Source organism: Streptomyces sp. STR69, assembly GCF_024519455.1.
GTDB lineage: Bacteria > Actinomycetota > Actinomycetes > Streptomycetales > Streptomycetaceae > Streptomyces.
In genome coordinates this window covers 99633-125837 of sequence record NZ_JALJRY010000005.1, presented here as the reverse complement: position 1 = coordinate 125837, position 26205 = coordinate 99633, and the positions used below count along the sequence as shown (strand labels likewise).

Here is a 26205-nt window from a genome sequence, read left to right as displayed (position 1 = left end):
AGCGGCCGGTTTCCCGCTGCCGCGGCGACAGTGAGGTGGCTGAGTCGACGTATGTCCTGGCATATTGCAGCGGTGCGCACGAAGAAGGAGATGAGGCGGCTCGCCGGCGCCCTCATCGACCCCATGCGCGTCCAGGTCCCCGCCGAGCCCGAGGCCCTGTTCGACGCGCTGGTCGACTCCGTCATCCGCTGGCGGGGACGTGAAGTCGTGGTGCGCCGCGAGGTGTTCCCGCCGCACACCGCCAGCGGGCTGTGGCTGGAGGGCGACACCTACGACGTCATCGTCATCGACAAGCGGGCCGCCGCCTGGCACCAGATCGTGATCTTCTGCCACGAGGTGTGGCACATGCACCGGCGCACCACCGAGCGCCCTCCCCAGCTGACCGCCGAGCGCGGTCCCCGGCCCGTCGCCGCCCGCACCGACTTCAGCGTCGCCGACGAACAAGAGGCGGACCGGTTCGGCATGTTGATGAGCGGGCGGCTGCGCCCCTGGCTGGAGTCCGCGGCCGGCGCCGACTCCGGGTACGGCCCCGCCGAGGCCGACGACGGTACGCAGCAGGGCGTCGCCGGACGCATCGGCGCCGCCCTCAACTACCGCGGGACCAGAAAATGAGCGGCCTGATCAACTACCTCAGCTGCGGCCTGCTGTGGCTGGGCATGCTGGTGAAGGCCCCCGATCTCGTACGCCACTGGCGCGACCCCTATCTCCGCGTCATCTGCGTGCTGCTCGCCCTGGCCGGGGCCTGCTTCTTCCTCGGGGCGCCGCCCACCGTCGGCGCGATCAACCACCTCAGCGGGGTCCCCAACCTCGCCGCGCCGCTGACCTACGCGTCGATCACCGCGTACAGCGCGTCCTCCCAGGTCCTGATCGTCTACTGGCGGGGCGGACCGCACGTCCACCGCACCGCCCGCCGCTGGATCGTGGCCTACACGATCGTCCTCGTCGGCATCGCCGTGATGTTCGCGCTCGGCCACACCCCCGTGGAACGCCGCACCGACTTCGACACCTACTACGCGACGACACCGTTCACCGCCGAGATGATCGTGCTGTATCTGACCGGGCACCTCGCCGCCGTCAGTGTCACCACGGTGTCCTCGCTGCGCTGGGCCCGGCAGGTGCACGGCTGGCTCCGCGCCGGGCTGATCACGCTGGGCATCGGCTCGCTGTGCGGCGCCGGGTACAGCCTGACCAAGTTCGCGGCGGTGACGGCCCGTTGGTTCGGACGGGACTGGACGAAGCTGGGTACGACCGTCTCGCCGGCCGCCGCAGGCCTCGGCGCGGTCCTGATCGTCGTCGGCGTGCTGATCCCGCTGGGCGGCCCCCGGCTGACCCAGCGGCGGCAGGCCCGGCGGACGTACGCCCGGCTCGAACCGCTCGAACACGAACTGGACGAGCTCCTCACCCGCCGTGCGCTACGACTGCCCCGGCCGCGCCTCTCCTCCCCCACGACCCGGCTGGTGTGGCGGCAGACCAGCATCCACAACGCGCTCGGCCACCTGGACGCGTTCTTCGACCGGGCCCTGTACGAGCGGACGTTGGAGGCCGCGGCGCGCACCGCGGGCGGGGCGGAGCAGGCCGAGGCGACCGCGTGGGCGGCGGTCGTCGCCGCGGCCGTGGTCGAGGAGCGCGCCGGTGACCCGCACCTCGCGCCCGCCGACACACCGGACCGGGCGCCCGGTACCGCCCTCCTCGTGCACATCGCCGACGCGCTGACCCGGTCCCCGCTCGTCGCCCGGGTCCGCACCGGCACGACGGAAGGGAGCACCCGGGCATGAGCCTCATGGTGTACGTCGCCGCCGCCGTCTTCGGACTGTCCTGCACCGTCCTGCTGCGCCGCCCATCGAGCCTCCCGCGCGATCCGCTGACGGTGTCCACCTGTGTGGCGATCGTGCTCGGCTCCCTGGGCCTCGTCTGCGCGGCGCCGACGACCCTGAGCGCGGTCAACGGCCTGACCGGCATCCCGAACTTCGGCGCTCCCCTCACCTACGGCATGATCTCCGCGTACAGCTGCTCCCTGCTCGTCCTGCTGATCCGCTGGCGGGGCGGCTCCCCCGCCCGGATCCGCCGCATGGTGCTGCGCAGCATGGCCGCCTACGGCGCGCTGATCGTCGCCATCGTCGTCCTGTTCACGCTGGCCGACGCGAGCACCGAGCGGCTCACCGACCTCGACACGTACTACGCGAACACGCCCTACATGCGCGAGATGATCGTGCTCTATCTGCTCGGGCACAGCGCGGCCACATTGGCGATGTGCTCCGTGTGCGTGACCTGGGCCCGGGAGGTCACCGGTCTGCTGCGGACCGGTCTGCGACTCATCCTGGTCGGCACGCTGTTGGACGTGGTCGGTTTCCAGCTCGTCAAGTACACGGCGGTGGTGGCCCGTTGGACCGGTCACGACCTGGACTTCCTCTCCACCGGGATCGCCCCGCCGATGGCCTCGCTGGCTGCGCTGACCTGTTCCGCGGGCTTCGCCCTGCCGAGGCTGCTGCCGACGCTCCGCGGCCACTGGCGCGACCTGGGCGCGCTGCGCGGGCTGGGCCCGCTGTGGGCCGAGGTCCGGTTCGCGTCCCTCGCCCCGAAGCCGCCCAGCGCGCTCTGGCAGCTGCCCCGGATGCGGCTGCACTGGCGTGAAGTGTCCATACACGACGGCCTGTTGGCGCTCGCCCCGTACTTCGACGACCGGGTCCGCGAACGCACCCGCGACGCCGCCCTGCACGAGGGCCGCTCCGCGCACGAGGCCCGGGTGGCGGCCGAGGCGGCGATGGTGGCCGACGCCGCCCGCCGCGCCGCCGCCCGCGAGGAGCCCTTCGGCACGCCGAGCACCTACCGCCTCTACGCCACCGAGGTCTCCGACACCTGCGGCCTGGTCGAGCTGGCCCGGGCACTCGCCCGCTCGCGGCTCGCCACGGCCGTACCGGAGAGTACGGTGAAGGCCACCCCGCGCTGACCCTTGGTCGCGCGAACCCCCCTGTTTCCAGGCTGACTTGAGGAGCCCCATGCCGCGGAGAGCTGTCGTCGTCGGTGCCGGACTGGCCGGCCTGCTGGCCGCCGCCGCACTGTCCGCCCACACGGACGAGGTGATCGTGCTGGACCGGGACGAGCTGCCCGACGGACCGGAGCACCGCAGGGGTCTCCCGCAGGGGCGCCACGCCCATCTGCTGATGTCCGGCGGCCTGACCGCGATCGAGGACCTCGTGCCCGGCGCGAGCGTGCGCGAGCAGCTGCTCGCCGCGGGCGCCCACGAGATCTCCCTCGGCTCGGGCATGCTCGCCCTGACCCCCGAGGGCTGGCTGCACCGCTGGCGGCACGAGGGCCCCCGGATGCTCACCTGCACCCGCGCGCTGCTGGACTGGGTGGTGCGCTCGGCCGTCCTGGCCAACACCAAGACCGAGATCCGTACGGCCCGGGGCCTGGACCTCCTCGGCGACGCCCGGCGCGTGACCGGCGTACGCATCTCGACAGACGCCGGAATCACCGAACTTGACGCCGACTTCGTGGTCGAGGCCAGTGGCCGCGGCTCACGGATCGTCCGCTGGCTGGGAGCGCTCGGGGTCACCGGGATGGACGAGAAGACCGTCGACTCCGGCCTCGTCAACGCGACCCGGATCTACCGCAGGCCGGAGGGCGCAGAACACTTCCCCCTCACGATCCTCCAGGCGAACCCGTACGAGTCCCGGCCCGGCCGCGCCGGAATGGTCCTGCCCATCGAGGGCGACCGCTGGATGGTCAGCCTCGCCGGCACCCGGGGCGGCGAACCGCCCGCCGACCCGGACGGCTTCCTCCAGTACATCCGCGACCTGCCGGACCCCATCCTCGGCCGCCTGGTCTCCGGCGCCGAACCCCTGACGGACATCCACACCAGCCACAGCAGCAAGAACGTGCGCCGCTACCTGGAGAAGGTCCGGGACTGGCCCGACGGCCTGGTCGTCCTCGGCGACGCCCTCGCCACCTTCAACCCGGTCTACGGGCAAGGCATGTCGGTGGCCGCGCTCAGCGCCCGAATACTCTCCCGGGAACTGGACCACGAGGGCTTCACCGCCCCCGGCCTGGCCGCCAAGGTCCAACGCGGGGTGGCCGCCCCCGTCGAGGGCGCCTGGGCGTTGGCGGTCGGCCAGGACGTCTGGTACCCCGAGACAAAGGGCCCCGGGCCGACCAGGGCGGACCGTCTGATCACCAGCTACTCCCGCCGCCTCCTGAAGTCGGCGACGGGTTCGTACAAGGCGGCGGCAGCACTGGCAGCGGTGACGAGCATGGAGGCGGACGCGTCCACGCTGATGCGCCCCGGCACCCTGCTGGCGGCCCTCAACGGCCCACTCCTGCCGCCGCTTTCGGGCCCGCCCCTGACTCCGTCGGAACGAAAGACACTGGCCGACCTGGCGGGCTTCTAGCTTTCGCCTCCCCGGTCCCGGTCCGTCGCGGGGAGGGCGTTGTCGATGAGGACGGCGGCGATGGCGGCGGCGGTGGGGAAGGACTCGGCATTGAGGACCCGGGTGCGGGCCGAGGCGCCGTCGAGGAGCAACGCCAGTTGTTCGCCGAGCTGTTCGGGATCGGTGGCGCCGGCTTCGCGGGCCGCTGCGGCGAGCCGCGCGGCGAGGGCGAGCTTGTAGTCGCGGGCGTACCGGGACGCAGGGTGCCCGGGGTCGTGGATCTCGACGGCAGCCTCGATGTAGGGGCACAGAGGCGTGAGCTCGTCCGAGCGGGATGCGGGCAACTCGAAGGCGGCGAGGAGCCGTTCGCGGGGTGTGAGGTCGGTGCGGTCGAAGACTCCGGCCATGACGTCGGGATCGAATCGGCGCAGGTATTCGGCGACCAGGTCGTCCTTGCCGGCGAAGTGCTGGTAGGCCGTGCGCTTCGAGACCTGGGCCTCCGCGCAGAGCTGGTCCATGCCGGTGCGGTTGATGCCCTGAGTGCGGAACAGCCGCTGTGACGCGCTGAGGATGCGCTCGCGCGCGCCCCTGCCGCGGCGCCGGCCCTGGGGGCCCATTTCCAGCTTCGTCATGACTCCATCGTAGCCCGGTTCGGTACCGATCGGTGTACATAGCTTGCGTTCCCACTCGGTCGTCGCCTACGTTAAGTACACAGCTCGGTGTACAAAGGAGTGATCGCAGGGAAGCTCGACGACAAGGTCACGGCAATCACCGCCTCGGACGACTCAAGCCATGCGAACGGGCTGGAACCGACCACCGACGGCGGCACCACGGTGATCTGAACCGACACACCGGACGACCACGGGAAGAGAGCACACCTCATGAGCAGCATCAGCATCATCGGCACCGGGAACATGGCCCGCACCATCGGCGCGCTGGCGACAGCGGGCGGCAACACCGTCGAGGTCATGGGCCGCGATCACGCCAAGTCCGCCGACCTGGCCAAGGCGCTCGGCGGCGACACCACGACGGGAGAGTGGGGCGCCGTCCCGGCCGGGGACATCGTGATCATGGCCCTGTTGGCCGACGGTGTCGTTCCGGCCGTCGCCCACTACGGAGACGCCCTCGCGGGCAAGGTCATCGTCGACATCAGCAACGCCTTCGATGCCACACTCGACGGTCTGACCCACAGCGAGGCCACCTCGATCGCGCAGGAAGCCGCCAAGGTGGCCCCGGCCGGTGCCAGTGTGGTGAAGGGATTCAACACCGTCTTCCGCCATGTCCTGGAGAACGGCCGGCCCGACATCTTCATCGCCGGCGACGACGCGCAGGCCAAGGCGCGCGTCGAGGAGTTCGTCAAGAGCCTCGGGATGCGCCCGATGGACACCGGCGGCCTGAAAATGGCGCACTGGCTGGAAGGAGCGGGTCTGCTCACGATGGGCCTCGCCCGCAACGGGGTGGGGGGCTGGGACTTCGCCCTCGGCGTCGCGGAACTTCCCGCCTGAGCCGGCGGTGACCTGGCGTGGCGCCCGCCGGCGGCCGGTCGTCAGCACCCCGGCTCTCAGCCCGCGAACGCCGGTTGCGCCAGCCCCTTCCCCGCCCCCGGCACCACCAACAGCGAACCGGCAACAGGATGCGGCGAGTTGAGCCCCACCCGAGCCGTGGTGACGTAGAGGTCGGTCAAGTCCGCACCGCCGAACGCGCACGCGGTCACCAACGGCACGGGCATCGGAATCACCCGCTCCAACTCCCCGTCCGGCGTATACCGCCGCACCGCGCCCCCGTCCCACAACGCGACCCACACACACCCGTCGGCATCGACGGTCAACCCGTCCGGGAACCCGACACCGTCCTCGATCTCGGCGAACCGCCGCCGCTTCGAAACCCGCCCGTCCGCGTACTCGAACACATCGATCCGCCGCGTGGGCGAGTCGATGTAGTACATGAGCCGCCCGTCCGGACTCCACCCCGTCCCGTTGCTGACGGCCACGTCGTCGAGGACCAGCCGCACAGAACCGTCCCCGGTGATCCGGGACAACGTGCCGCCGCACGCCGCCTCGTCGTACCGCATCGTCCCCACCCACAGCGCCCCGTCCGGCGCCACGGCCGCGTCGTTGGCCCGCCGCCCCGGAACCGGCTCCCGGTGCAGCCACCGAAACCCGTCGTCCTCATCCACGAGGCCGACCCCGTCCCGGAGGTTGAGGACCAGCCCTCCGCCGACCCGAGGCTTCGCCGCGCCGACGTGCTGTTCGGTCACCCGGACCGTACGCGCGCCGGTCGCGGGGTCGTACGTGTGGACCCTGGAGCCGAGGATGTCGATCCAGATCAGCCGCCCGGCCGCCGCGTCCCACGTCGGCCCCTCACCGAGGGTGGCCTCGGCCCGTACCGCCACTTCGTACGTCATCCCACGCTCCGGTGTCCGAGTCGCTCCGACAGTTCCGCCGCGCCCTTCACGGCGAGCTGCTCCAGCTCGTCCCTCCGCTCGTCGCTCCAGCGGATCATCGGCACGGAGATGGAGAGCGCGGCGACGACCTGCCCGGTGCGGTCCCGGACCGGCGCGGCCACGCAGGACACGTCCGGATTCGACTCGCGGCTCTCGACCGCGACCCCGCGCTGCCGGATCTCGGCGAGCGCCTCCCGCAGCGCGTCCGGCTCGACGATGCTGTTGGGCGTCATCGCGACCAGCGGCGTGCCCGCGGGGATGCGCGCGGTCAGCTCCGGCTCGGAGAGGGAGGCCAGCAGCATCTTGCCCACGGAGGTGCAGTGGGCGGGCAGCCGGCGGCCGGCCGCCGACACCATGCGCACCGCGTGCGTGGAGTCGACCTTGGCGATGTAGATGACGTCGGTGCCTTCGAGAATGGCCACGTGCACGGTCTCGTCGCAGGTCTCGGCGACGGACCGGGCGACCTGCTGGCCCTCGGCGGCGAGGTCGAGCTGCTCGGCGTACCGGCTCCCGAGCTGGTACGGACGGACTCCGAGCCGGTAGCGTCCGGGTTGTCCGGGCACGGGCACGATGTACGACCGGGCGGAGAGCGTGGTGACGAGTTCGTGCACGGTGGTGCGCGGCAGTTGCAGCTTGCGCACGATGTCGGGGGCGGAGAGCGTCCCGTCCCCGTCGAGGAAGAGCTCAAGGATGTCGAGAGCCCGGGTCACGGCAGGTACGAGGCGTCCCACAACCGGCCCCCTTCTTGGATGTCGATGAGTGGCTGCACCACATGGCGCGTTCACATGGCGTGTTCGAAATTTCAACTGACGATCGGGATAACGAACACAGGCTAGCCATAGAGGGTTGCACGGGCAATGGTCGGGTGATCGCCCGATTACCGCCGGGCCCTGGGATCGCCCAGCGCACCCCTCAACCGCTGCGCCCGCAGGACGAGTTCCAGCTCGAAGCGCCGGTCGGGATCGTCGATCTCGCCGCCCCAGAGTTCGCGGATCTGACGCAGCCGGTACCGCACGGTCTGCGGGTGCACACCGAGCCGCGCGGCCACCTCCGGCGCCCCGCCCCGCGTCTCCAGCCAGGCCAGCAGGGTCTCCGCGAGCCGCCGACCGTGCGTCGGCCCGCAGTGCGCGAGCGGCGCCAGACACCGCAGCGCGAGATCGTCGATCAGTTCCTCGGGCTGCAGGAGCACCAGCGCCTCGGTGTGCTCGGTGCAGTACAGAACACCCCCGGCCGGCAACAGCCCCCGCTCCATCAGCCCTACGGCGGCCTCGGCCCAGCGCGCCGACTTCACCGCGTCGGCCAGCGGCACCGGGGGCCCGATCGCGCCCGCCCAGCCGGTCAGCGCCCGGTGCAGCAGCTCGGGCCGGCCGGCCGCGTCCGGTTCGGGGACGACCATGCGGGGCTGCTCGTACTCCATGTCGAGCAGGACCTCCTGGCCCACGGCGGGGGCGACCGCCTCACGGGCCGGGCGCAGCAGTACGCCGACGGAGACCTTGTCGGGCAGCGGCCAGCCGATGCGGGCGGCGCGTTCGGAGAGGACCTCGGCCGGGTCGCCGCGGTGGTGCTCGGCGAGGAGGAGTTCCATCAGCCGCCGCTGGAGGCGCAGCCGTTCCCCCGCCTGTCTCGCGGCGGCCTCCGCGTAGCCGCGCACGGACTGGTCGACCAGCCCGTCCAGGTACTCGTAGCCCGCGTCGACGAGTTCGTACATCGCGGGCGGCGGGATCTCGACGCGCTGGCCGATCTCGGCGAAGCGCCGCCAGGCGAGCCGTACGCCCATGCGGTAGATCGCCTGGAGCGAGTCGAGGCTGCGGCCGTTGAGGCCCTCGCCGCGCCCGAACTCCTGGAAGACGCCCGGCGGTACGGTCGGGCGGCCCTCGGCGGTCTCCAGGTGCTGGACGAAGACCTCGATGGCGCGGCGGATCCCGATCAGGGCCATGGGTTCGCCCGAGTCGTCGAGGACCAGGGGCAGTTGGGGGTGCTCGCGGCGGATCTCGCGCAGGATCTCCTCGGCGAGCTCGGGCGCCTCGGCCATGGCGATCGCGGCGAACTCGCGCACCTGGAGGCGTGGCACGTCGAGCCACGCCGAGCGCGCGGTCACGGCCGCCGGGCGGGCGGGCACGGGGTCAACTCCCCTGATCCGCTTGCTCGTAGGTGATCAGCGGGGTGTTCGGCTGGTCGGGCCTGGCGTCGAGCAGCGCGACGATGCCGAGCGCGGCGCCGACGGCGAGGGCGGCGGCAAGCGCCATGGTGAGTACGGCGGCGAGCAGTCTGGACATCGCAGGGTCGGCCTCTCTGTCCTGAGGTTCTGTCCCGAGGTGTTGTCCCGAGGTCGTCCGCCCCTGCCCGTCGGCCCAGTGTCGGCAGACATTGACACTCCGTCAAGGGGCGCCTACGGTTCCCGGCCCAAGAGCGGCCCGAACTCCGAAACCAACCTTCACTGGAGTGCCCGGATGCGCCGTACAGCCTCTCCCCTTTCCTTGATCCTGCTGGGACTTGGCACGTTTCTGCTGGTCCTGGCGCCGCTGCTGGCGTGGTACGTCGAGCCGCGGGCGGCCGTGACGCCGATCGACATCGACACGACCGCCGTGTACCGGGGCACCGGAAGCTACTTCGACACCGGTGAGTTGCGGACCGTCGACGACCAGCGGATCACCGTCACCCAGCAGGTGCGCGGCGATGTCGCGGACAGCGAGAAGAGCGGGGACGCGGTGTGGGACGTCACCACGACCGTCGACACCGACAAGTCCCTGCCGGCCGCCGATCCGCACGACGCGCTGGAGTTCTTCCCCAACCGCTGGGTCACGGACCGTAGGACCAACAAGCCGGTGCACTGCTGCCACGAGAACCCGTACTTCGAGGGCGACGCGTTCCTGAAGTTCCCGTTCGACGTGCGGAAGCAGCCGTACCAGTGGTGGGACAACTCCCTTGGCGGGACAGTCACTCTGCGCTACTCGGGGACCAAGAAGGTGCAGGGCTACTCGGGTTACGTCTTCAAGGGCACGGTCCCGGCCACGAAGATCGGCACCCGGCTGGTTCCCGGCAGTCTCGTCGACCAGCCCGACTCCCCCCAGATACTCGCCGAGGAGTGGTACTCCAACCACGGCATCGAGCTGGTCGTCGACCAGCGCACCGGCCGGGTGATCTACGCCCGGACCGGCCCCCGCCGCACCCTGCGCGCCCCCGGCCACGCCTACGACGCGGTGCTCCTCCTGGACGCCGACAAGCTCGCGTTCACCACGGCCACGCAGCGGGAACAGGTGAAACTGGCGAAGCGGGAGAGCGGTCAACTGCGCCTGGTGGGGCAGTCGTTGCCGATCGGTACCGCTGTGGCCGGATTCGTCCTGGCCGTGGTCGGTGGCGTTTTGGTGCTACGAGGGCGCCGGCGCCCCGAATCACCGGCTTCGCCCGAGTATCCGCCCACGATGTGACGTGACGTCAGTTCTAATAACCCCGGAAATTGTCACGCGGGTGAGTAGCCGTCAGGAACGCCGAAGCGAAAACTGTCCACCCACCCGAGCACAGCCCGCCCACAGAATTCCGCACCGCGCCCACCCCAGCCCGCGCCATTCCCGCACCCGGTCAACCCCTGTCAGCCCTTGCCAGCCCTCGTCAGCCCTTGTCCCCGCAGAGTTCCGCACCCCGAGACGAGTTGGAGCACCCATGCCCCAGCACGTGCCCCACCACCCGCTGCGTACCGCGTCTCCGCCGGCCGCGCAGCACCCCCCGGCGCCGGTGCCGCAACCGCGCCGCATCGTGTTCCTCGCCCACCGGGACCTCGACAACCCCTCGGCCGGCGGCTCCGAACTCCTCGTGGACAGACTCGCCGACGGCCTGACCCGACTCGGCCACCAGGTGACCCTGCTGTGCGGCGGCCCCGCGGCCTACCGCGACTACCGGGTCGTGTCGGCGGGCGGCACCTACGGCCACTTCCTGCGCGCCCGTACGGCGTTCACCCGGCGGATCGGCGACTGCGATCTCCTGGTAGAGGTGTGCAACGGCATGCCCTACTTCGCTCCCGTCTGGCATCACGGCCCCACCATCTGCCTGGTCAACCACGTCCACACGGACGTGTGGAAGATGCGGTTCGACGGCCCGATGGCCCCGGCGGCGAGAATCGGCCGGCGGCTCGAACAGTGGGCGCTGACCGGAGCGCAGCAGCGCGGTCTGCTGGTCGCGGTCTCTCCCTCGACCGCGCACGCGCTGCGCGGGATCGGGATCGAGCGGGACCGGATCCGGGTCGTCCACAACGGAGTCGAAGAACCCGGTCCTTGTGCCGAGCGCTCGCCGGAGCCGTTGTTCGTGGCGGTGGGGCGGCTTGTCGAGTACAAGCGGATCGATCTGCTGCTGCGGCTGTGGGAGCGGGTACGTCCCGTGGTCGGCGGGCGTCTTCTGATCGTCGGTGACGGTCCTGAGCGTGAGTCCCTGGAGCAACTCGCGGGGCCCGGGGTGGAGTTCACCGGGCATGTCTCGGAGTCGCGGAAGCACGAACTCCTCTGTGCCGCCTGGCTGTTGTTGCATCCGTCCGCGTTGGAGGGGTGGGGGCTGGTGGTGACGGAGGCTGCCGCCCGGGAGACGCCGGCGATCGCATTCGACGTGCCGGGGCTGCGGGACTCCGTCGTGGACGGGGAGACGGGGGTACTGGCGCGGGGGGAATCCTCCTTCGCGGCGGCCTGGTGCACGCTTGCGCTGTCCGCGCGTCGCCGGGAGGCCATGGGCAAGGCCGCGCGTGACCGTGCGGCTCGTTATCGCTGGGATCGAACCGTCAGACAGTTTCGGGCTGTTGCCGCTGAGGCGGTGAGGGGCTGGGGGTCGTGACAGGCCCCAAGGACCCTTCCCTACGCAGGTCGGTGGCGCTGTTCCGGGCCTTCCTGCACGAACAGGACGACCCCGAGTCCTGCTACTCGCTGCTCGCCCGCGATGCCGCCGACCAGGTCGAGGCCTACGACGGACCCGTCACCGGGCGCACAGTCGTGGACGTCGGCGGAGGCAGTGGCCACTTCACCGAGGAGTTCCGGCGACGCGGAGCCCACGCCTATCTCTTCGAGCCCGACGTACGGGAGTTGGGGAAGAAGCCGCCGGACGGGACGGTCATCGCGGACGGGTATCTGCTGCCCCTGTCCGACGGGGTCGCCGATGTGACCTTCTCGTCCAACGTTCTTGAGCATGTGGCCGATCCGCAGACATTTCTCAGTGAGCTGACGCGGGTGACCCGGCCCGGTGGGCTGATCTATGTGTCGTTCACCAACTGGCTGTCCCCGTGGGGCGGTCACGAGTGGGCGCCCTGGCACTACCTCGGTGCCGAACGGGCCCGGGCCCGCTACCGGCGCCGTACCGGCAAGGCCGCCAAGCACACTCTCGGCGAGAACCTGTTCGCCGTGCACATCGGTGCCACCCTGCGGCAGGTCCGTGCCCGCGACGACGTCATGGTCGTCGCGGCGCGCTCCCGCTACTGGCCCTTCCTCGACCGAGCCGTCGTCAAGGCGCCCGGGATAAGGGAGTTGGCCACCTGGAACCTCCTCCTCATCCTCCGGCGGTGTCCACGATGACGGCGACCACGGTCCAGACCCCGCCTCCGGCGGCCGACCCCACCACCACGACCCTGGCCGGGCCCCCGGAGGGTCCGAGGTCGTGGCGCTGGCTGCTGGGGTTCTGGGCCGTGGTGTTCGTGCTGTTCCTCGCCGTGCACCCGGGTCGGCAGACCTTCGACACCAAGCTCGGCGTCACCGTTGACCCCGGCCAATTCCTTTCCGACCTGGGGCAGTTGTGGCACGACCGGGGTTCCTTCGGCGGGATCCAGGACCAGTACGCGGGCTACCTCTGGCCGATGCTGCCGTTCTACTGGCTGGCCCACGCCGTGCACCTGCCGGTGTGGCTCGCGGAACGCCTGTGGCTGTCCCTCGTCGTCTCGGTCGCCTTCTGGGGCGCGCTGCGGCTGGCCGAGCGGCTGCGGGTCGGGAGTTCCGCGTCCCGTCTTCTCGCCGCCGTGACGTACGCGCTGTGGCCGGTGTTCACGATCGTCGTCGGTTCGACCTCGGCCGCCGCGCTCCCCGGCGCCTTCCTCCCCTGGGTCCTGCTGCCGCTCGCCAACGAGCGCTACACGGCCCGCGTGGCCGCCCTGCGCTCGGCGCTGATCGTCCCGTTCATGGGCGGGGTCAACGCGGCGGCGACCCTGGCGTCCCTGTTCCCGGTGGGCCTGTATCTGCTGTCCCGGCCGACCGGCCCACGGCAGCGCAAACTGATCGCCTGGTGGGTCCCGGGGGTCGTTCTGGCTACGGCCTGGTGGTGGATCCCGCTCCTCATGCTCGGTGTCTACGGCGAGAACTTCCTTCCCTACGTGGAGACTTCACAGACCACGACGGACACCATGTCGGCGACGGAGGGCCTGCGCGGAGCCGGTGACTGGGTGGCATATCTGCATCTGGGCGAGGCCTGGATACCGGCCGGCTGGACGGTCGCCTCGTCGGTGATCGTGATCGTCTGCTCGGCGCTCGCGGCGGGGCTGGGCCTCGCCGGGCTGGCCCGCCGGGACATGCCGGAGCGGCGCTGGCTGGTGCTGGTCGCGGTGTCGGTCGCGCTGATCCTGTTCGCCGGGTACGGCGGCTCGTTCGGGGCGCCCTTCCACGGGCTGGTCCAGGACTGGCTGAACGGCCCGCTCGTCCCCTTCCGCAACATCTACAAGTTCCAAGCGGGGCTCGCTCTCGCGCTCGTCCTCGGTCTGGCCCACCTGGTGGGTGTGGCCGCCGAGTCGCGGGGCGCCCGTCCGGTCCGGGGCCGTCGGCTGGCCCCGCTGATCGCGGTGGTGCTGGTCCTCCCGGGCCTTGCGTGGCCGTATCTCAACGGGTCGATCCTGAACCCGGGTTCGTTCCAGCAGCTCCCCAAGTACTGGCAGTCCACGGCCGATTGGCTGCACAAGTACTCCCCGGACTCCCGCGCTCTGGTCGTCCCGGCGACCGCGCACGGCATCTACACCTGGGGCTCGCCCATCGACGAACCCTTGGATGTCCTGGCCGACTCCCGCTGGGCGGAACGGGACTACGTCCCGATGGGCACCCCCGGCAACCGGCGCGCGATGGACGCGGTGGAACAGGCGCTGGACTCCGGCGGCGAAGTCCCGGGCCTGGCCGACTACTTGAGCCGCGCGGGCATCTACTACGTCGTCGTCCGCAACGACCTCGACCCCGACCAGATCGGCTATGTCCCTACGACCACCGTCAAACGCGCCCTGGAACAGTCCGGCTACCAGCGGGTGACCGGCCTCGGCCCGGTCATGACCGGCGGCCGGATCGCGGGCGGCACCCCGCTCCAGGTCGAGGGCCTCTACCCGCGCCAGCGGGCGGTGGAGATCTACGAGCCGACGAGCAAGGACGTGGTACGGCCGGGCCAGGCGGGCCTGACGCCGGTGGCCGACACGGCGGTGGTCTCCGGCGGCCCGGAGTCGATCCTGCCCCTCGCGACCGAACTCCGTGGCAGGGCAACGGTGTTGACGGGCGACAACCACCCGGGGCTGGGCTCCCCGCCGCTCCAGATCCTCGGCGACGGACTGCGCCGCGCGGACACCCGGTTCGGCCTGGTCGACGCCAACACCTCGTACACGTACACCCCTGACGAACGCAACGCGCCGGACGCCGTCCAGGACGCGGGCAAGAAGCCGAAGCAGATCCTGCCGACCAAGGGCATCGCCCATCAGACGGTGGCCGAACTGCGCGGCGCCCGCTCGGTGACGGCGTCCTCCAGCGGCAACTGGCTTTTCCAGCTGCCCCAGTTCGACCCGGTGAACGCCTTCGACGGCAACCCCGGCACCGCGTGGGCCGAGGGCGCGGCGGGCTCCCCGAACGGGCAGTGGCTGCGCATCGGCTTCACGGGCGGGGCGTACGACATGCCGGGTTCGTTCAAGGTGACCCCGCTCCCCCAGGAGAGCGTGCGGGCGGCGGCGACCGAGGTGCGGGTGGAGACGGCGAAGGGGTCCGCGACCAGCTACCTCCAGCCGAACGGCATGACGCAGACGGTCAAAGCCCCTTCGGGCACGACGAGTTGGATGAAGCTGACGATCCTCGACTCGGTGGCCCGCCGCACCGGTCTCACCGGCGCGGGTTTCTCCGAGATCGCCCTGCCGCACGTCCAGGTCACCCGGCTCCTGAAACTCCCCACCGACGCGAACAGCTCCGACGCCGCCGCCGAGATCATCTCCCTGCACCGCACGGCCGACCCGACCGGACTCTCCCCCACGGGCACGGAAGCGGGCCTGCACCGCACGTTCTCGACGCCGACGGCGGGAACGTACGAGATGAAGGCGAGCGCGGTGGCGATCCCCGGCGAGGAGTTGGACAAACTCCTCTACGAGGTGGCCCCCGCGCAGCAGCACCGCATCACGGCGACGGCGGACTCCACGGCGGCGCTCGGGGCAGGCCTCTCGGCCCGCAACCTGACGGACGGCGACCTGACGACGGGCTGGGTGGCGGGCGACCGCCCGACCATCCACCTGTCCTGGACCGGCAAACAGGCCGTGGGCGAAGTGGTGTTGGCGCCCGCGGGCGGTCTGTCGACCCGCGCGACCGAGGTCGACATCTCCTCCCCGGACGGCGCGACGATCGCCGGCGTCGACGAGAACGGCGTGGTCCGCTTCGACCCGATCACCACGGACCGCCTCGACATCACGATCACGAAGACGGCCCCGCTCACCCTCCACAACCCGGTGGCCGACGAGAACCTCCAACTCCCCGTGGGCCTGACCGAGGCCTACATCCCGGCCTTGGACCAGTACCGCACCCCCCAGCCCGACCCCACCCGCACCTTCACGCTGGCCTGCGGAAAGGGCCCGGTGGTGGCGGTCGACGGCGAGCTGTACCGGACGAGCGTGACAGGAACGGTACGGGACCTGACCGAGCGCCGGGCGGTTGATGTGGCGCTCTGTCAGGAGGGCCGGACCGACCCGGCGTTGGAGCTGACGTCGGGCACGCACCGGGTCGAGGCGGGCGACGCGGGACCCCTCTCCCTGACGAACGTGACACTGACCCGGGGAAGTGTCACGTCGGCGACGGACGCCGGTCGGGAGCTGCGGGTCGTGGACTGGCTGGGCGACCGCCGAGAGGTGACGGTCGGCTCGGGCACGGCCTCGTACCTCACTACATACGAGAACTACAACGGCGGCTGGAAAGCCACCCTGAACGGCAAGGAGTTGTCCCCCCTCCGCCTGGACGGCTGGCAACAGGGCTGGCGCGTCCCCGCAGGCGCGGGCGGCACGATCAAGCTGTCCTACACTCCGGCGACGACGTACGAGGCAGGCCTCATCGGCAGCGGGGCGGCTGTGGCTGTCCTCCTGGCCCTGGTGATCTGGCGCCGCCACGAACCGAACCCCGACGAGTTCCAACCACCCCCGCCACTCCCGGGCCTGTGGCTGGGCACGGTGGCGCTCACACTGGTGGGAGTGGTGATCGCGGGCTGGTTCGCCCTACTGGTACCGGCGTTGGCGCTGCTGGCATACCGCCGCCACGAGCTACTGGTCCCGATCGCGTTCGCGGCACTGGCGGGGGCGGGCATCGTGGCGGCGACGGGAGCCGGCGACCCGGTGGGCGCAGGCGAGGGCGCCTTCAGCCACACGGCCCAACTGCTGGCGCTGATCGGCCTGTTCGCGGGACTGGTAAGCACACGCGAGTGGAGCGCCCAGGAACCGGCACCCGCCCCGCCTCTGCCACAAAGAACACGGTCAACGGAGTCGAGCCGCACCATCACAGCACAGGCCCGCGGCAGCGCCCCTTCAGGGGCGCGGGGCCTGGACATCAGCGGCTCCGCCGCGCGGGCGCGACCAGCCCCCACCGACCCGCAGCAAAGGAACGACCCCGAATGACCACACTCGACCAACCTCGCTCCCCAACCCGCATCCCTTTCCCCACAGTCGACGAAATAGCCCGCCACTGCCACCAATCCACCGAACCGGAAACCGTCCACATAGAGGTCCACCTCCCAGGCCCCCTCAACCCGGAACGGCTCCGCACCGCCTTCACGCAAGCCCTCCACCACCACCCCCGCATCCTCATGCGCGAGGCCCCGGGCCCCTGGTACCGCCGCCGCTACGAATGGGAGTTGACCGACGCCCCGGACGTAGAAGTCGTGACCTTCCCACCCTCCACCCGAGACGCCCTCAAACACGCCCGCACCCGTTCCCTCGACCAAGCCCCACCCCTGACCGCATCCCCACCCATCCGCCTCGAAGCAGTCGCCCTCCCTCAGGGGACCGGCTCGGCCCCCGGCACGGGAACCGCCCTCCTCCTCACCGTCAACCACACCGCCTTGGACGGCCCCGCCTGCCTCCGCGTCCTCGCCACCGCAGCGGAGCTGTACGGCGGTCTCCCCAACGCCCCGACCGCCCCACCGACCCGCCCCCCGGACACCCCCGAACCGCCCACAGCCACCCCGTCCGTATGGACCCCGCCCGCCCGCGTCGCCCCCGGCACCCCCGACCCGTCCCCCGGCGGCAACGGCCTCCTCCTCACCGAACTCGGCGTCCCGCACCGCCCCAAGGGCTCTCCGTACACCGTGAACGACCAACTCATGGTCACGACGGCCCTGATGATCGCCCACTGGAACCGCGAACACGGCGCACACCCCCGCCCGCTGCGCATCACGATGCCCGTCGACGACCGCCCCCGGGGCACGGACATGCCCATCGGCAACGGCACCCGGCTCGTCGAAGTCACCTTCGGCACCGACGAGTTGACCGCCGGCCCGGCCGGGATGGGCGAACTGCTCCACCGCACGGCGACCCGCACCCGCGCGCTCAAAGCCCTCCCCCGCCCCCAACTGGGCCACGGTGCGGCCCTGTTGACGGCCCCCGTCGTCCCCGTCGCCTGGCGGGCGACCCTCACCCGGGGCCTGCGCGGGGCAGCCGCGCCCTGGACCTCGACCACCCTGCTGAGCAACATCGGCCGTATCCCCTACACCCTGGACTTCGGCGACCCGGCCGGACGGGCGCACGCCGTGTGGTTCTCGGCCCCGGCCCGGATGCCCCGCGGCTTCACCGTGACCACCGCCTCCACCGCCGGAAAGCTGCACGTGGCCCTGCGCTGGTCCCGCACCCTCCTCGGCCCCGGCGACGGCGCCCACCTCCGCGACCTGTTCGAGCACTACCTGCACACGACGGAGGAGCACGAGGCATGACGACCACCGCCCCGCACCACCCCGGCCTCCGCGACTTCTACGAGAACCCCGCCGTCCCGGTCGCCTCCGGGCCCTCCCGCACCCTCCGCCAGGCCCGCGTCCTGGCCAACGCCCTGGGCCCGGCCACCGAACAGCCCCGCACCGTCCTCGACATCGGCTGCGGCGACGGCACGGCCGCGGCCACCGCCGCGCCCCTCCTCACCGGCCACCGCGTCATCGGCGTCGACTGGTCCCAGGACGCCCTGGCACGAGCCCGAACTCACCTGCCGTACACGGTCCGTGGGGAACTCACCGCGCTGCCGCTGCGGACGGCCGTCGCCGACGCAGTGCTGTTCAGCGAGGTGATCGAGCATCTCGTCGACCCTGACACGGCGCTCGCCGAGATCCGTCGGGTACTGCGCCCGGGTGGCCATCTCATGCTGTCCACGCCGAACTTGGCCGCCTGGTACAACCGCGCCCTGCTGCTCGCCGGCGTCCAGCCCGTGTTCTCGGAGGTGAGCCTGCGCGCGATCCACGGCCGCCCGGGCAAGGAGGTCGTAGGACATCTGCGGCTCTACACCCCGCGCGCGCTGCGGGAGTTCGTGACGGCGGCAGGCTTCGAGGTCGTACGACTCACCGGGGCCCCCTTCCACGGCGTACCGCGCCCACTACGCCCCCTCGACCGACTGGCCTGCGCCAGACCGCAGTTGGCGTCGATCCTGCTGTTGCACGCACGGAAGACGTAGGGGGCGCGGTCGTGTGGTGGGGAGTGGCCGCGGCCCTGTTGGCGAACGTGCTGTACAGCACCGGTTTCGTGCTGGAGAAGCGGGCGCTCACGGCACTGCCCGAAGTGACGGTCCGTCAACCGGCCAGGCTGCTACGGCTGGTGCTGGGCAGCCCGCTGTGGATCGGCGGGTCCCTCGCCCTCGCCGCCGGGTTCGGCGCACAGCTCGCCGTGTACCGGACGCTGCCGATCGCCGCCGCGCAGGGCATCTTCGTGTCCGGCCTGGTGCTGCTGGTGCTGCTGTCCGCGCGCCTGCTCGGCGAGCGGACCAGCGGCCGGGAACGGTACGCGCTCGGCGCGATCCTCGGTGCCCTGCTGATGGTCGTACTGTCGCTGAAGGAGGGCTCGGACCACGTCAGCCGCGCCGCGCCCTATCCGCTGATCCTGCTGGTGTGCGTGCCCTCGCTGGCGGCCGGCGTCTGGCTGTACCGGTCCACCGAGCGCCGCGCGGCCCACCGGCACCGGCTGCCCACTACGGGCGTCGAATACGGCGTGGCGGTGGGCCTGTTGTACGGGGTCAGCTCGCTCGCCATCAAGGGGGTGTCGAGCTTCCTGACCACAAGTGACCTGGGCGGGGCGGTGGTTGACCTGTTGCGGTCGCCGTACCCGTATCTCCTGCTCTGCACGGGCGCGTTCGGCCTGGTGATGTCCCAGGCGGCGCTGCAACGGTGCCGGGCCTCGCTGATCGTGCCGGTCTGCACGACGGTGACGAGCCTGTTCACCGCGGTGCTCGGCACGCTCGCGTTCGGCGAGGCGCTGCCGCACGACCCGCTGCGCCTGGCCCTGCGGATCGGCGGCACGACCCTGGCGGTCACCGTCCTGCTGACCATGCCGAAGCACGACGACGCGCCTCAACCACCGGTCGAGGCCAAGGAGTTGACTCCCCCATGAACCCGGACGACCCACTGCTGAAGATCCTGGCCTGCCCGCTCGACAAGGGCCCACTGCACCTGCTGCCCACGGACGCCCTCTACAACCCGCGCCTGCGCCGCCGTTACCCCATCGTCGACGGCATCCCACAGCTGCTGCCCTCGTCCGGAGAGCAAGTGACCGATGACGCAGAGCACTTGGAACTCCTCAAACGGATGACCCCATGACCTCCAAGCACACTCCCCGTACTCTCACCGCCCGCCTCGCGCCCCTCCTCCCCACCCGCCTGGTCGCCGCCACCGCCCGCGCCGTCTACCCTCGCTTCGAACCCGAACTGGCCCGCCTGGGCGACCTGTTGCCGCCCGACTGCGGTACGGCGGTCGACGTCGGCGGCTGGTACGGCCCCTGGACGCACCGCCTGTGGAGACACGCGCGCCAGGTCGTGACCGTCGAACCGGTCCCCCACCTGGCGCGACTGCTCGCCGCTGCCGCCCCCGCGCACGCCCGCGTGATCCCGGCCGCCGCCTCCGACCGCCCCGGCACCGCCCGCCTGTGGCTGCCGCCGGACGACGAGGGCGACCGGGGCGTGTCCTCGCTGGTCCGCCGGGACATCCACGCCCGTGCCGTGCACGTCCCCTGTGTCACGCTCGACGGGCTCGGCCTCAAGGACGTCGGCTTCATCAAGATCGACGTGGACGGCAGCGAACTGGCCGTCCTGCACGGCGCGACCGGCCTCCTGACCCGCGACCACCCCGCGCTCTTCGTCGAACTGGAGTCACGCATCCAGCCGATCGCGCCGGTCGTCACCTACCTGTCGCTGCTGGGCTACGAGGGCTGGGTCCTGCCGGACACAACCTGGACGAGACTGTCGGCCTTCCCCCTGGAGGAACACCAGGCCCGGACCTCGTACGTCGTCTCCCAGGGCCTGCTGCGCCGCGTCCTGCCGTTCGCGCGCGGCCCCCGTTACGTCAACTCGGTCCTGTTCCTCCCCGACGGCGGCAGCCCAGGTGGCCGCAGTCCCGATGTCAGTGCCGTGCGCGACGATGGATCGCATGCCCGACGCGAAACGCCCCGCGATCCCCTTCAGCCCCCTCGACTTCCAACTCGTCCTGCTGCGCCGTATGGCGGACCACAACCCGGACCTGGTCGAGGACGCCCGTCATGAGCTGGGCGTCTCGATCGCCGACATGCGCGAGGCCAACAAGCGTTGGCAGGCGATGCTGCACTCCCCGAGAGGCCGGGCCGCGGCCTCCCGATACCGCTCGATTCTCGGCGCCCCGGAGTCGTCCACGAGACGCCGGATCGGCGACCTGGACTGCGAGGCCTGGCAGTGGCCGGTCCCGCTCTGGCCCGACCTCCGCTTCGAGGTACTCACCGCCCCGAACGGCGCCGTATGGAACGAATGGCTGGTCCGCGCCCCCGGCGCCCCACCCCCACCCCTCCACACCCTCGACGACCTGACCCCCTGGTCCTGCACGGTCGACGAGGCGGCCCGAGCCTTCGCCCCCGCCCGCCCCCTGGAGGGCACGGCCCCCACCCGCTGGGGCCTGGCTTTCACCGCCCCGGACGGACAGGGCGTACGGCACCGGTGCGCGGCGGAGTTCACCTGGGGGCTGCTCCAAAGAACGGCGATCAACGACTAGCGGCGAGCACCGCCTCCACCACCACCCCCACCGACCCCGGATGCAGATCCAGAAAGAGGTTCGGCTCGACCAGCTCCAGTTCCATCACGCAAGGCTTCCCGTCCGGCCCGTCCACCAGGTCCACGCGGGCGTACAGGAGCTCCGGCGCGTCCGGTACGGCCGCCAACGCACGTTCGGCGACGGCGAGTTCCGCCTCGGTCGCGGTCCACGGCTCCAGGTCCGGGTGGGACACCTTGTCGTCGTCGTAGGCCGTGCCCCGGGAAAGCACGGCGCCCTTCCGGGAGGCGTGGACGTACCGCCCGCCGAAGAACAGCAGCGCCCGCTCCCCGCTGACGTCCACGTTCGTGAGGTACGGCTGCACCATCGCGGTGAACCCCTCCGCGTGCATCCGCTCCAGCTGCCGTACGGCCGTCTCGTGCTCGTCGGGTGTGTAGCGGGCGGCGAAGCGGGCGCCCGCGCCGGAGGTCGGCTTGACGACGTACTCGTGGTCGTCGGGGAGGTCGACCTGGTCGCCGGCAGCGACATAGCGGGTCGGTACGACGGGTACGCCGGCCGCCGCGAGGACGCCGAGGTAGCGCTTGTCGGTGTTCCAGCGCACGACCTGCGCCGGATTGGCGAGCCGCGTCGCCTTGCCGACCCGCTCGGCCCAGGCCACGAACTCGGCCGCCCGCCAGCTGTAGTCCCAGGTCGAGCGGATGAGGACAAGGTCGTAGCCGCCCCAGTCGGTCCCCTCGTCGTCCCACGGCACGGCTGCGGCCTCGGCCCCGGCCGCCCGCAACGCCTCGACCAGCACCGGGAGGTCGCGGTCCTTGCTGGGCACCGGACCGGGGTCGTAGGTGGCGAGCGCGATTCGGGGCACGGGAGCCTCCAGCTTCGTACGGCGGTAGATCGTTTTGGCAGGGTAACCACGGCCCGCAAGACCGGGGCAACCGGATTGACCTTCACCCTCGGTGAAGCCCCAGCATCGGTGGCGGAACCGGAGAGACCCGGAGAGACCCGGAGAGACAGGGGGCATGTATGAGCATGCTGACGATCGGGGCCTTCGCGCGGGCGTGCAGGCTGTCGCCGAAGGCGCTGCGGCTGTACGACGAGTTGGAGCTGCTGCGGCCGGCGCGGGTGGATCCCGACACCGGATACCGGTATTACGCGGTCGACCAGTTGGAGCGGGCGCGGCTGGTCGCGTGGCTGCGGCGGCTGGGGATGCCGCTGGCCTCGATCCGTGAGGTGTGCGCCCTCGAACCGGCCGCCGCCGCCCGCGAGATCCGTGCCTTCTGGGCCCGGGTCGAGGCGGAGACGGCGGTGCGGCGGGATCTCGCCGGGTTCCTCGTCGACCATCTCGCGGCCGTAGCGGCCGTACCCGGAAAGGACACCACCATGCTCGAACTGCGTTACTCCGCCCACTCGGACCGCGGACAGGTCCGCCCCTCCAACCAGGACACGGCCTACGCGGGCACACGGCTGCTCGCGGTCGCCGACGGGTTCGGCCCGGCGGGCGGGCCCGCGAGCAGTGCGGCGGTGGAGGCGCTGCGTTTCCTGGACACCGAGGAGGTGCCGGCGGGCAATGTGCTCAACCTCCTGGAGGAGGCGGTACGGGGCGCCACCGACGCGGTCCGTGACGTGGCCGATCCCAGCGAGAACGGTACGACCCTGACCGCGCTGCTGTGGACGGGCTCGAAGCTGGCGCTCGTGCACATCGGGGACTCGCGCGCGTATCTGCTGCGCGAGGGCGGGCTGTTCCGGATCACCCACGACCACTCGGTCGTCCAGTCGCTGATCGACGAGGGCCGGCTGACCGCCGAGGAGGCCGGGTCCCACCCCCAGCGCTCCCTGCTCCTCAAGGCCCTCAACACGGATGCCCCCGACCTGAAACTCCACGACACCCACCGCGGCGACCGCTATCTGCTGTGCTCGGACGGTCTGACCGCGGTCGTCCCGGAGCACCGGATCCGCGAACTCCTCACCGCGGGCCGGGACCCGGAGGAGACGGTACGGTCCCTGGTCGACGCGGCGAACGCGGCCGGAGGTCCGGACAACATCAGTTGTGTGGTGGCGGACGTGGTGTAGGAACGGGGGTGTCCCCGACGTCTGGGGACCCATGCCCCGACGGCTAAGGAGTGCGCCGCGTGTCCACCCTCTTTCCGGCCCTGACGAACCCGGGCGAGCAGCCCGCCCTCAGGTTCGGTGACCGGTCCCTGACCTACGCGGAGCTGGGCGCGGCGGCGGACGCCCTCGCGGTCCGGTGCACGGGCAGCGACCGGGTCGCCGTGTGGGCCACCAACTCGCTGGAGACGGCGGTCGCCGTGGTGGCGGCACTGCGGGCCGGGGTGGCCGCGGTGCCGCTCAACCCGAAGTCGGGCGACAAGGAGCTCGGACACATCCTGGCGGACAGCGCGCCTGCTCTGGTACTGGCCGCTCCCGGCGACGAACTTCCTTCTGCTCTACGGCAGTTGGAGCGTGTCGACATCGACGTGCGGGGTGTCGGGGGCGAGGGTCCGGCCGTCTCGCCGGACGACGAGGACCCCGCCCTCGTCGTCTACACCTCCGGTACCACCGGCCCGCCCAAGGGTGCCGTGCTCCCGCGCCGGGCGATCGCCACGACGCTGGACGCGCTCGCCGACGCCTGGCAGTGGACCAGTGAGGACGTCCTCGTGCAGGGGCTGCCGTTGTTCCATGTGCACGGGCTGGTGCTGGGCATCCTGGGTCCGCTGCGGCGCGGCGGTTCGGTGCGGCACCTGGGCAGGTTCAGCACGGAGGGCGTGGCACGGGAGCTGAACGACGGGGCGACCATGCTGTTCGGCGTGCCGACGATGTACCACCGCATCGCGGAGACCCTGCCCGACGACCCCGGACTCGCCAAGTCCCTTGCCGGGGCACGGCTGTTGGTCTCCGGTTCGGCCGCGCTGCCGGTCCACGACCACGAGCGGATCGCCTCGGCGACCGGGCGCCGGGTGATCGAGCGCTACGGCATGACGGAGACCCTGATGAACACGAGTGTCCGGGCGGACGGCGAGCCGCGCGCCGGAACGGTGGGGGTCCCGCTGCCCGGCGTGGAACTGCGGCTGGTCGAGGAGGACGGCACGCCTCTTCCGGTGTACGACGGCGAGAGCGTGGGCGAGATCCAGGTGCGCGGGCCGAACCTGTTCACCGAGTACCTCAACCGGCCCGACGCGACGGCCGCGGCCTTCACCTCCGACGGCTGGTTCCGCACCGGCGACATGGCCGTGCGCGACCCCGACGGCTATGTCCGGATCGTCGGCCGCAAGGCCACCGACCTGATCAAGAGCGGGGGTTACAAGATCGGCGCGGGTGAGATCGAGAACGCGCTGCTCGAACACCCCGGGGTGCGCGAGGCCGCCGTCACCGGTGAACCGGACCCCGACCTGGGCGAGCGGATCGTGGCCTGGATCGTGCCGGCGGACCCCCAATCCCCGCCGGAACTCGCCGAGTTGGCCGACCATGTGGCGAGCCGCCTGGCCCCGCACAAGCGCCCCCGTGTCGTCCACCACCTCGCCGCGCTCCCCCGCAACGACATGGGGAAGATCCTCAAGCGCGCCCTGACCCATGACTGACCGCCTGTCCGCCCGCGAGACCCTGGCCCTGGTCGCGGACGACCTCACTTTCACCGAACTCCCCCACCCCGTACGGGAGTCCAGGCCCGACGGCCCCCTCGGCTGGCAGGGCTACGACGCCTCGCGGGCCCGTGCCGCCGACCGCACCGGTGAGTCGGAGTCGGTGGTGTGCGGTACGGCGACGGTCGAGGGCACGCGGGCGGTGCTGATCGCCTTCGAGTTCGGCTTCCTCGGCGGCTCGCTCGGCGAGCGCACCGGGGACCGTATCGAGGCGGCGTACGTGTATGCCCGTGAACATCGGTTGCCGGTGGTGCCGTTGGTGGCCACCGGGGGCAGCCGGATGCAGGAGGGCATGATCGCCCTCACCCAACTCCAGCGCGTGGCACGGCAGTCGGTGCTCACCAGGGAGGCCGGGCTCGCGCAGATCGCGGTACTGCGGGACCCGACCACGGGCGGCGGCTGGGCCACGCTGGGCGCGGGCGCCGATGTGATCCTGGCGCTGCCCGGCGCCCAGGTCGGCTTCGCGGGCTCCCGGGTCCGCCCACCGGACGCGGACCCCACGGCGTACACGGCCGAGGCCCAGGTGGCGGCGGGCGCGGCCGACGCGATCGTAGAACCGGAGGAGCTGCGGGAGACCCTGGGAAGCTGGTTGCGGCTGCTGACCACGCCGTGGGCCGGGCAGGCACCGGTACCGGTGCCGCTGGGGGCCACCGACCTCCCGGCCACCGGCCGGGAAGCCGTACGGCGCGCCCGTGCGCCCCAACGGCCGCGTGCCGAGCGCTACTTGGACGACTACTTCGGCCACCGGCTGGCGATCAGCGGGGACCGGTGCGGTGGCACCGACGCGGGCATGCTGTGCGGGTTCGGGGAGCGGGCGGGGCGGACGATCGCGTTTGCCGCGCAGGCCGGGACGGCGACGCGGCCGGCCGGGTATCGGACCGCCGCGCGGCTGATCCGGCTCGCGGACCGGCTCGGGGTGCCGGTGCTGACGCTGGTGGACACCCCGGGCGCGGCGAACGACGCCGAGGCGGAGCGGCAGGGCGCGGGGGCGGCCATCGCGGACCTGTTCGGTGCGGTGGCGTCCGCCCGGGTACCGGTCACCACGCTGCTGATCGGCGAGGGCGGTTCCGGGGGTGCGCTGGCGCTGGCCGCGCCGGGCAACACCTGGGCCACGCCGGACAGTTACTTCTCGGTGATCGCACCGGAGCTCGCCACCGCGATCCTGAAGCGGGCACCGGCGGAGACGGAGCGGACGGCGGACCAACTCCGCGTCCGTCCCGGGGACTTGGCGGAGCTGGGGGTGATCCGGACCCGGCCCGTGTGAGCGACGGGCCGTCATGAGAACACCCTCCGACGCTCTTTACATGTTCCATACTTCAGACATAACAGACAAATA

At 71.6% G+C, this 26205-nt stretch carries 24 protein-coding genes; 18 read left to right on the top strand and 6 right to left on the bottom strand.

Going from position 1 to position 26205, the window contains the following annotated elements; genetic code table 11:
• Positions 1-72 precede the first annotated feature (72 nt).
• The 4 genes from OC490_RS11025 to OC490_RS11010 are packed head-to-tail and all read left to right on the top strand — an operon-like array spanning position 73 to position 4388.
• Positions 73-612: a toxin gene (locus tag OC490_RS11025; RefSeq protein WP_262057688.1), complete on the top strand. Its 540-nt coding sequence runs from the start codon at positions 73-75 to the stop codon at positions 610-612.
• The gene (locus tag OC490_RS11020; protein WP_262057687.1) at positions 609-1775 is read left to right on the top strand and encodes an MAB_1171c family putative transporter; all 1167 of its coding nucleotides are present in this window, start codon (positions 609-611) and stop codon (positions 1773-1775) included. Before OC490_RS11025 ends, OC490_RS11020 begins: the two co-directional genes overlap by 4 nt.
• Positions 1772-2947: an MAB_1171c family putative transporter gene (locus tag OC490_RS11015; protein ID WP_262057686.1), complete on the top strand. Its 1176-nt coding sequence runs from the start codon at positions 1772-1774 to the stop codon at positions 2945-2947. Before OC490_RS11020 ends, OC490_RS11015 begins: the two co-directional genes overlap by 4 nt.
• A gap of 49 nt (positions 2948-2996) precedes the next feature.
• Positions 2997-4388 carry an NAD(P)/FAD-dependent oxidoreductase gene (locus tag OC490_RS11010; protein ID WP_262057685.1) on the top strand — a complete coding sequence of 464 codons (1392 nt, stop codon included), beginning with the start codon at positions 2997-2999 and terminating at the stop codon, positions 4386-4388.
• Here OC490_RS11010 and OC490_RS11005 read toward each other — a convergent pair.
• Positions 4385-4999, bottom strand: coding sequence for a TetR/AcrR family transcriptional regulator (locus OC490_RS11005; protein ID WP_262057684.1), 615 nt, complete (start codon positions 4997-4999; stop codon positions 4385-4387). The genes OC490_RS11010 and OC490_RS11005 overlap by 4 nt on opposite strands.
• A 249-nt stretch (positions 5000-5248) precedes the next feature.
• Between OC490_RS11005 and OC490_RS11000 the strand changes: the two genes are divergently transcribed.
• A complete protein-coding gene (locus tag OC490_RS11000; protein WP_262057683.1) occupies positions 5249-5872 on the top strand; it encodes an NADPH-dependent F420 reductase in 624 nt (207 codons plus the stop codon).
• Between the two features lie 56 nt (positions 5873-5928).
• Here the strand turns inward: OC490_RS11000 and OC490_RS10995 are convergent, their stop codons facing one another.
• From OC490_RS10995 to OC490_RS10980, 4 genes are all read right to left on the bottom strand, one after another.
• Positions 5929-6771, bottom strand: coding sequence for an SMP-30/gluconolactonase/LRE family protein (locus tag OC490_RS10995; protein ID WP_262057682.1), 843 nt, complete (start codon positions 6769-6771; stop codon positions 5929-5931).
• Entirely contained in the window at positions 6768-7541 is a 774-nt protein-coding gene (locus tag OC490_RS10990) for an IclR family transcriptional regulator (protein WP_262057681.1), read from the bottom strand. The genes OC490_RS10995 and OC490_RS10990 overlap by 4 nt, the downstream gene beginning before the upstream one ends.
• A 146-nt stretch (positions 7542-7687) precedes the next feature.
• Positions 7688-8929, bottom strand: coding sequence for a helix-turn-helix domain-containing protein (locus OC490_RS10985; protein ID WP_262057680.1), 1242 nt, complete (start codon positions 8927-8929; stop codon positions 7688-7690).
• Positions 8930-8933: 4 nt separating this feature from the next.
• On the bottom strand, positions 8934-9086 hold the full coding sequence (locus tag OC490_RS10980; RefSeq protein ID WP_262057679.1) for a hypothetical protein: 153 nt from the start codon (positions 9084-9086) through the stop codon (positions 8934-8936).
• A gap of 174 nt (positions 9087-9260) precedes the next feature.
• Here OC490_RS10980 and OC490_RS10975 point away from each other — a divergent pair, with 174 nt between their 5' ends.
• The 10 genes from OC490_RS10975 (at position 9261) to OC490_RS10930 (ending at position 21240) form a co-directional block, all read left to right on the top strand.
• Positions 9261-10238, top strand: a complete 978-nt coding sequence (locus tag OC490_RS10975; RefSeq protein ID WP_262057678.1) for a DUF3068 domain-containing protein — start codon at positions 9261-9263, stop codon at positions 10236-10238.
• Between the two features lie 232 nt (positions 10239-10470).
• Positions 10471-11625: a glycosyltransferase family 4 protein gene (locus OC490_RS10970; RefSeq protein WP_262057677.1), complete on the top strand. Its 1155-nt coding sequence runs from the start codon at positions 10471-10473 to the stop codon at positions 11623-11625.
• Positions 11622-12356: a class I SAM-dependent methyltransferase gene (locus OC490_RS10965; protein WP_262057676.1), complete on the top strand. Its 735-nt coding sequence runs from the start codon at positions 11622-11624 to the stop codon at positions 12354-12356. Before OC490_RS10970 ends, OC490_RS10965 begins: the two co-directional genes overlap by 4 nt.
• A complete protein-coding gene (locus OC490_RS10960; protein ID WP_262057928.1) occupies positions 12353-16654 on the top strand; it encodes a DUF3367 domain-containing protein in 4302 nt (1433 codons plus the stop codon). Before OC490_RS10965 ends, OC490_RS10960 begins: the two co-directional genes overlap by 4 nt.
• A complete protein-coding gene (locus tag OC490_RS10955; RefSeq protein ID WP_262057675.1) occupies positions 16651-17964 on the top strand; it encodes a condensation protein in 1314 nt (437 codons plus the stop codon). Before OC490_RS10960 ends, OC490_RS10955 begins: the two co-directional genes overlap by 4 nt.
• The gene (locus OC490_RS10950; protein WP_262057674.1) at positions 17961-18689 is read left to right on the top strand and encodes a class I SAM-dependent methyltransferase; all 729 of its coding nucleotides are present in this window, start codon (positions 17961-17963) and stop codon (positions 18687-18689) included. The genes OC490_RS10955 and OC490_RS10950 overlap by 4 nt, the downstream gene beginning before the upstream one ends.
• Before the next feature lie 23 nt (positions 18690-18712).
• Positions 18713-19618, top strand: coding sequence for a DMT family transporter (locus tag OC490_RS10945; protein ID WP_262057927.1), 906 nt, complete (start codon positions 18713-18715; stop codon positions 19616-19618).
• Positions 19615-19824: a Trm112 family protein gene (locus OC490_RS10940; RefSeq protein WP_262057673.1), complete on the top strand. Its 210-nt coding sequence runs from the start codon at positions 19615-19617 to the stop codon at positions 19822-19824. Before OC490_RS10945 ends, OC490_RS10940 begins: the two co-directional genes overlap by 4 nt.
• A complete protein-coding gene (locus OC490_RS10935) occupies positions 19821-20762 on the top strand; it encodes an FkbM family methyltransferase (RefSeq protein WP_262057672.1) in 942 nt (313 codons plus the stop codon). Before OC490_RS10940 ends, OC490_RS10935 begins: the two co-directional genes overlap by 4 nt.
• Positions 20650-21240 (top strand): hypothetical protein, encoded by a 591-nt coding sequence (locus tag OC490_RS10930; protein WP_262057671.1) that lies wholly within the window; start codon positions 20650-20652, stop codon positions 21238-21240. The genes OC490_RS10935 and OC490_RS10930 overlap by 113 nt, the downstream gene beginning before the upstream one ends.
• On the opposite strand, the gene OC490_RS10925 is transcribed toward OC490_RS10930, so the two are convergent.
• Positions 21230-22099, bottom strand: a complete 870-nt coding sequence (locus OC490_RS10925) for a RimK family alpha-L-glutamate ligase (RefSeq protein ID WP_262057670.1) — start codon at positions 22097-22099, stop codon at positions 21230-21232. The two genes, OC490_RS10930 and OC490_RS10925, sit on opposite strands and share 11 nt — an antisense overlap.
• A gap of 158 nt (positions 22100-22257) precedes the next feature.
• On the opposite strand from OC490_RS10925, the gene OC490_RS10920 reads away from it, so the two are divergent.
• From OC490_RS10920 to OC490_RS10910, 3 genes are read left to right on the top strand one after another with little or no spacing between them, the layout of a single operon-like run.
• Positions 22258-23304, top strand: a complete 1047-nt coding sequence (locus tag OC490_RS10920) for a MerR family transcriptional regulator (protein ID WP_262057669.1) — start codon at positions 22258-22260, stop codon at positions 23302-23304.
• A gap of 59 nt (positions 23305-23363) precedes the next feature.
• Complete coding sequence (locus OC490_RS10915; protein ID WP_262057668.1) at positions 23364-24809, top strand: acyl-CoA synthetase; 1446 nt, start codon at positions 23364-23366, stop codon at positions 24807-24809.
• Entirely contained in the window at positions 24802-26133 is a 1332-nt protein-coding gene (locus OC490_RS10910; protein ID WP_262057667.1) for a carboxyl transferase domain-containing protein, read from the top strand. Before OC490_RS10915 ends, OC490_RS10910 begins: the two co-directional genes overlap by 8 nt.
• Positions 26134-26205: the final 72 nt, after the last annotated feature.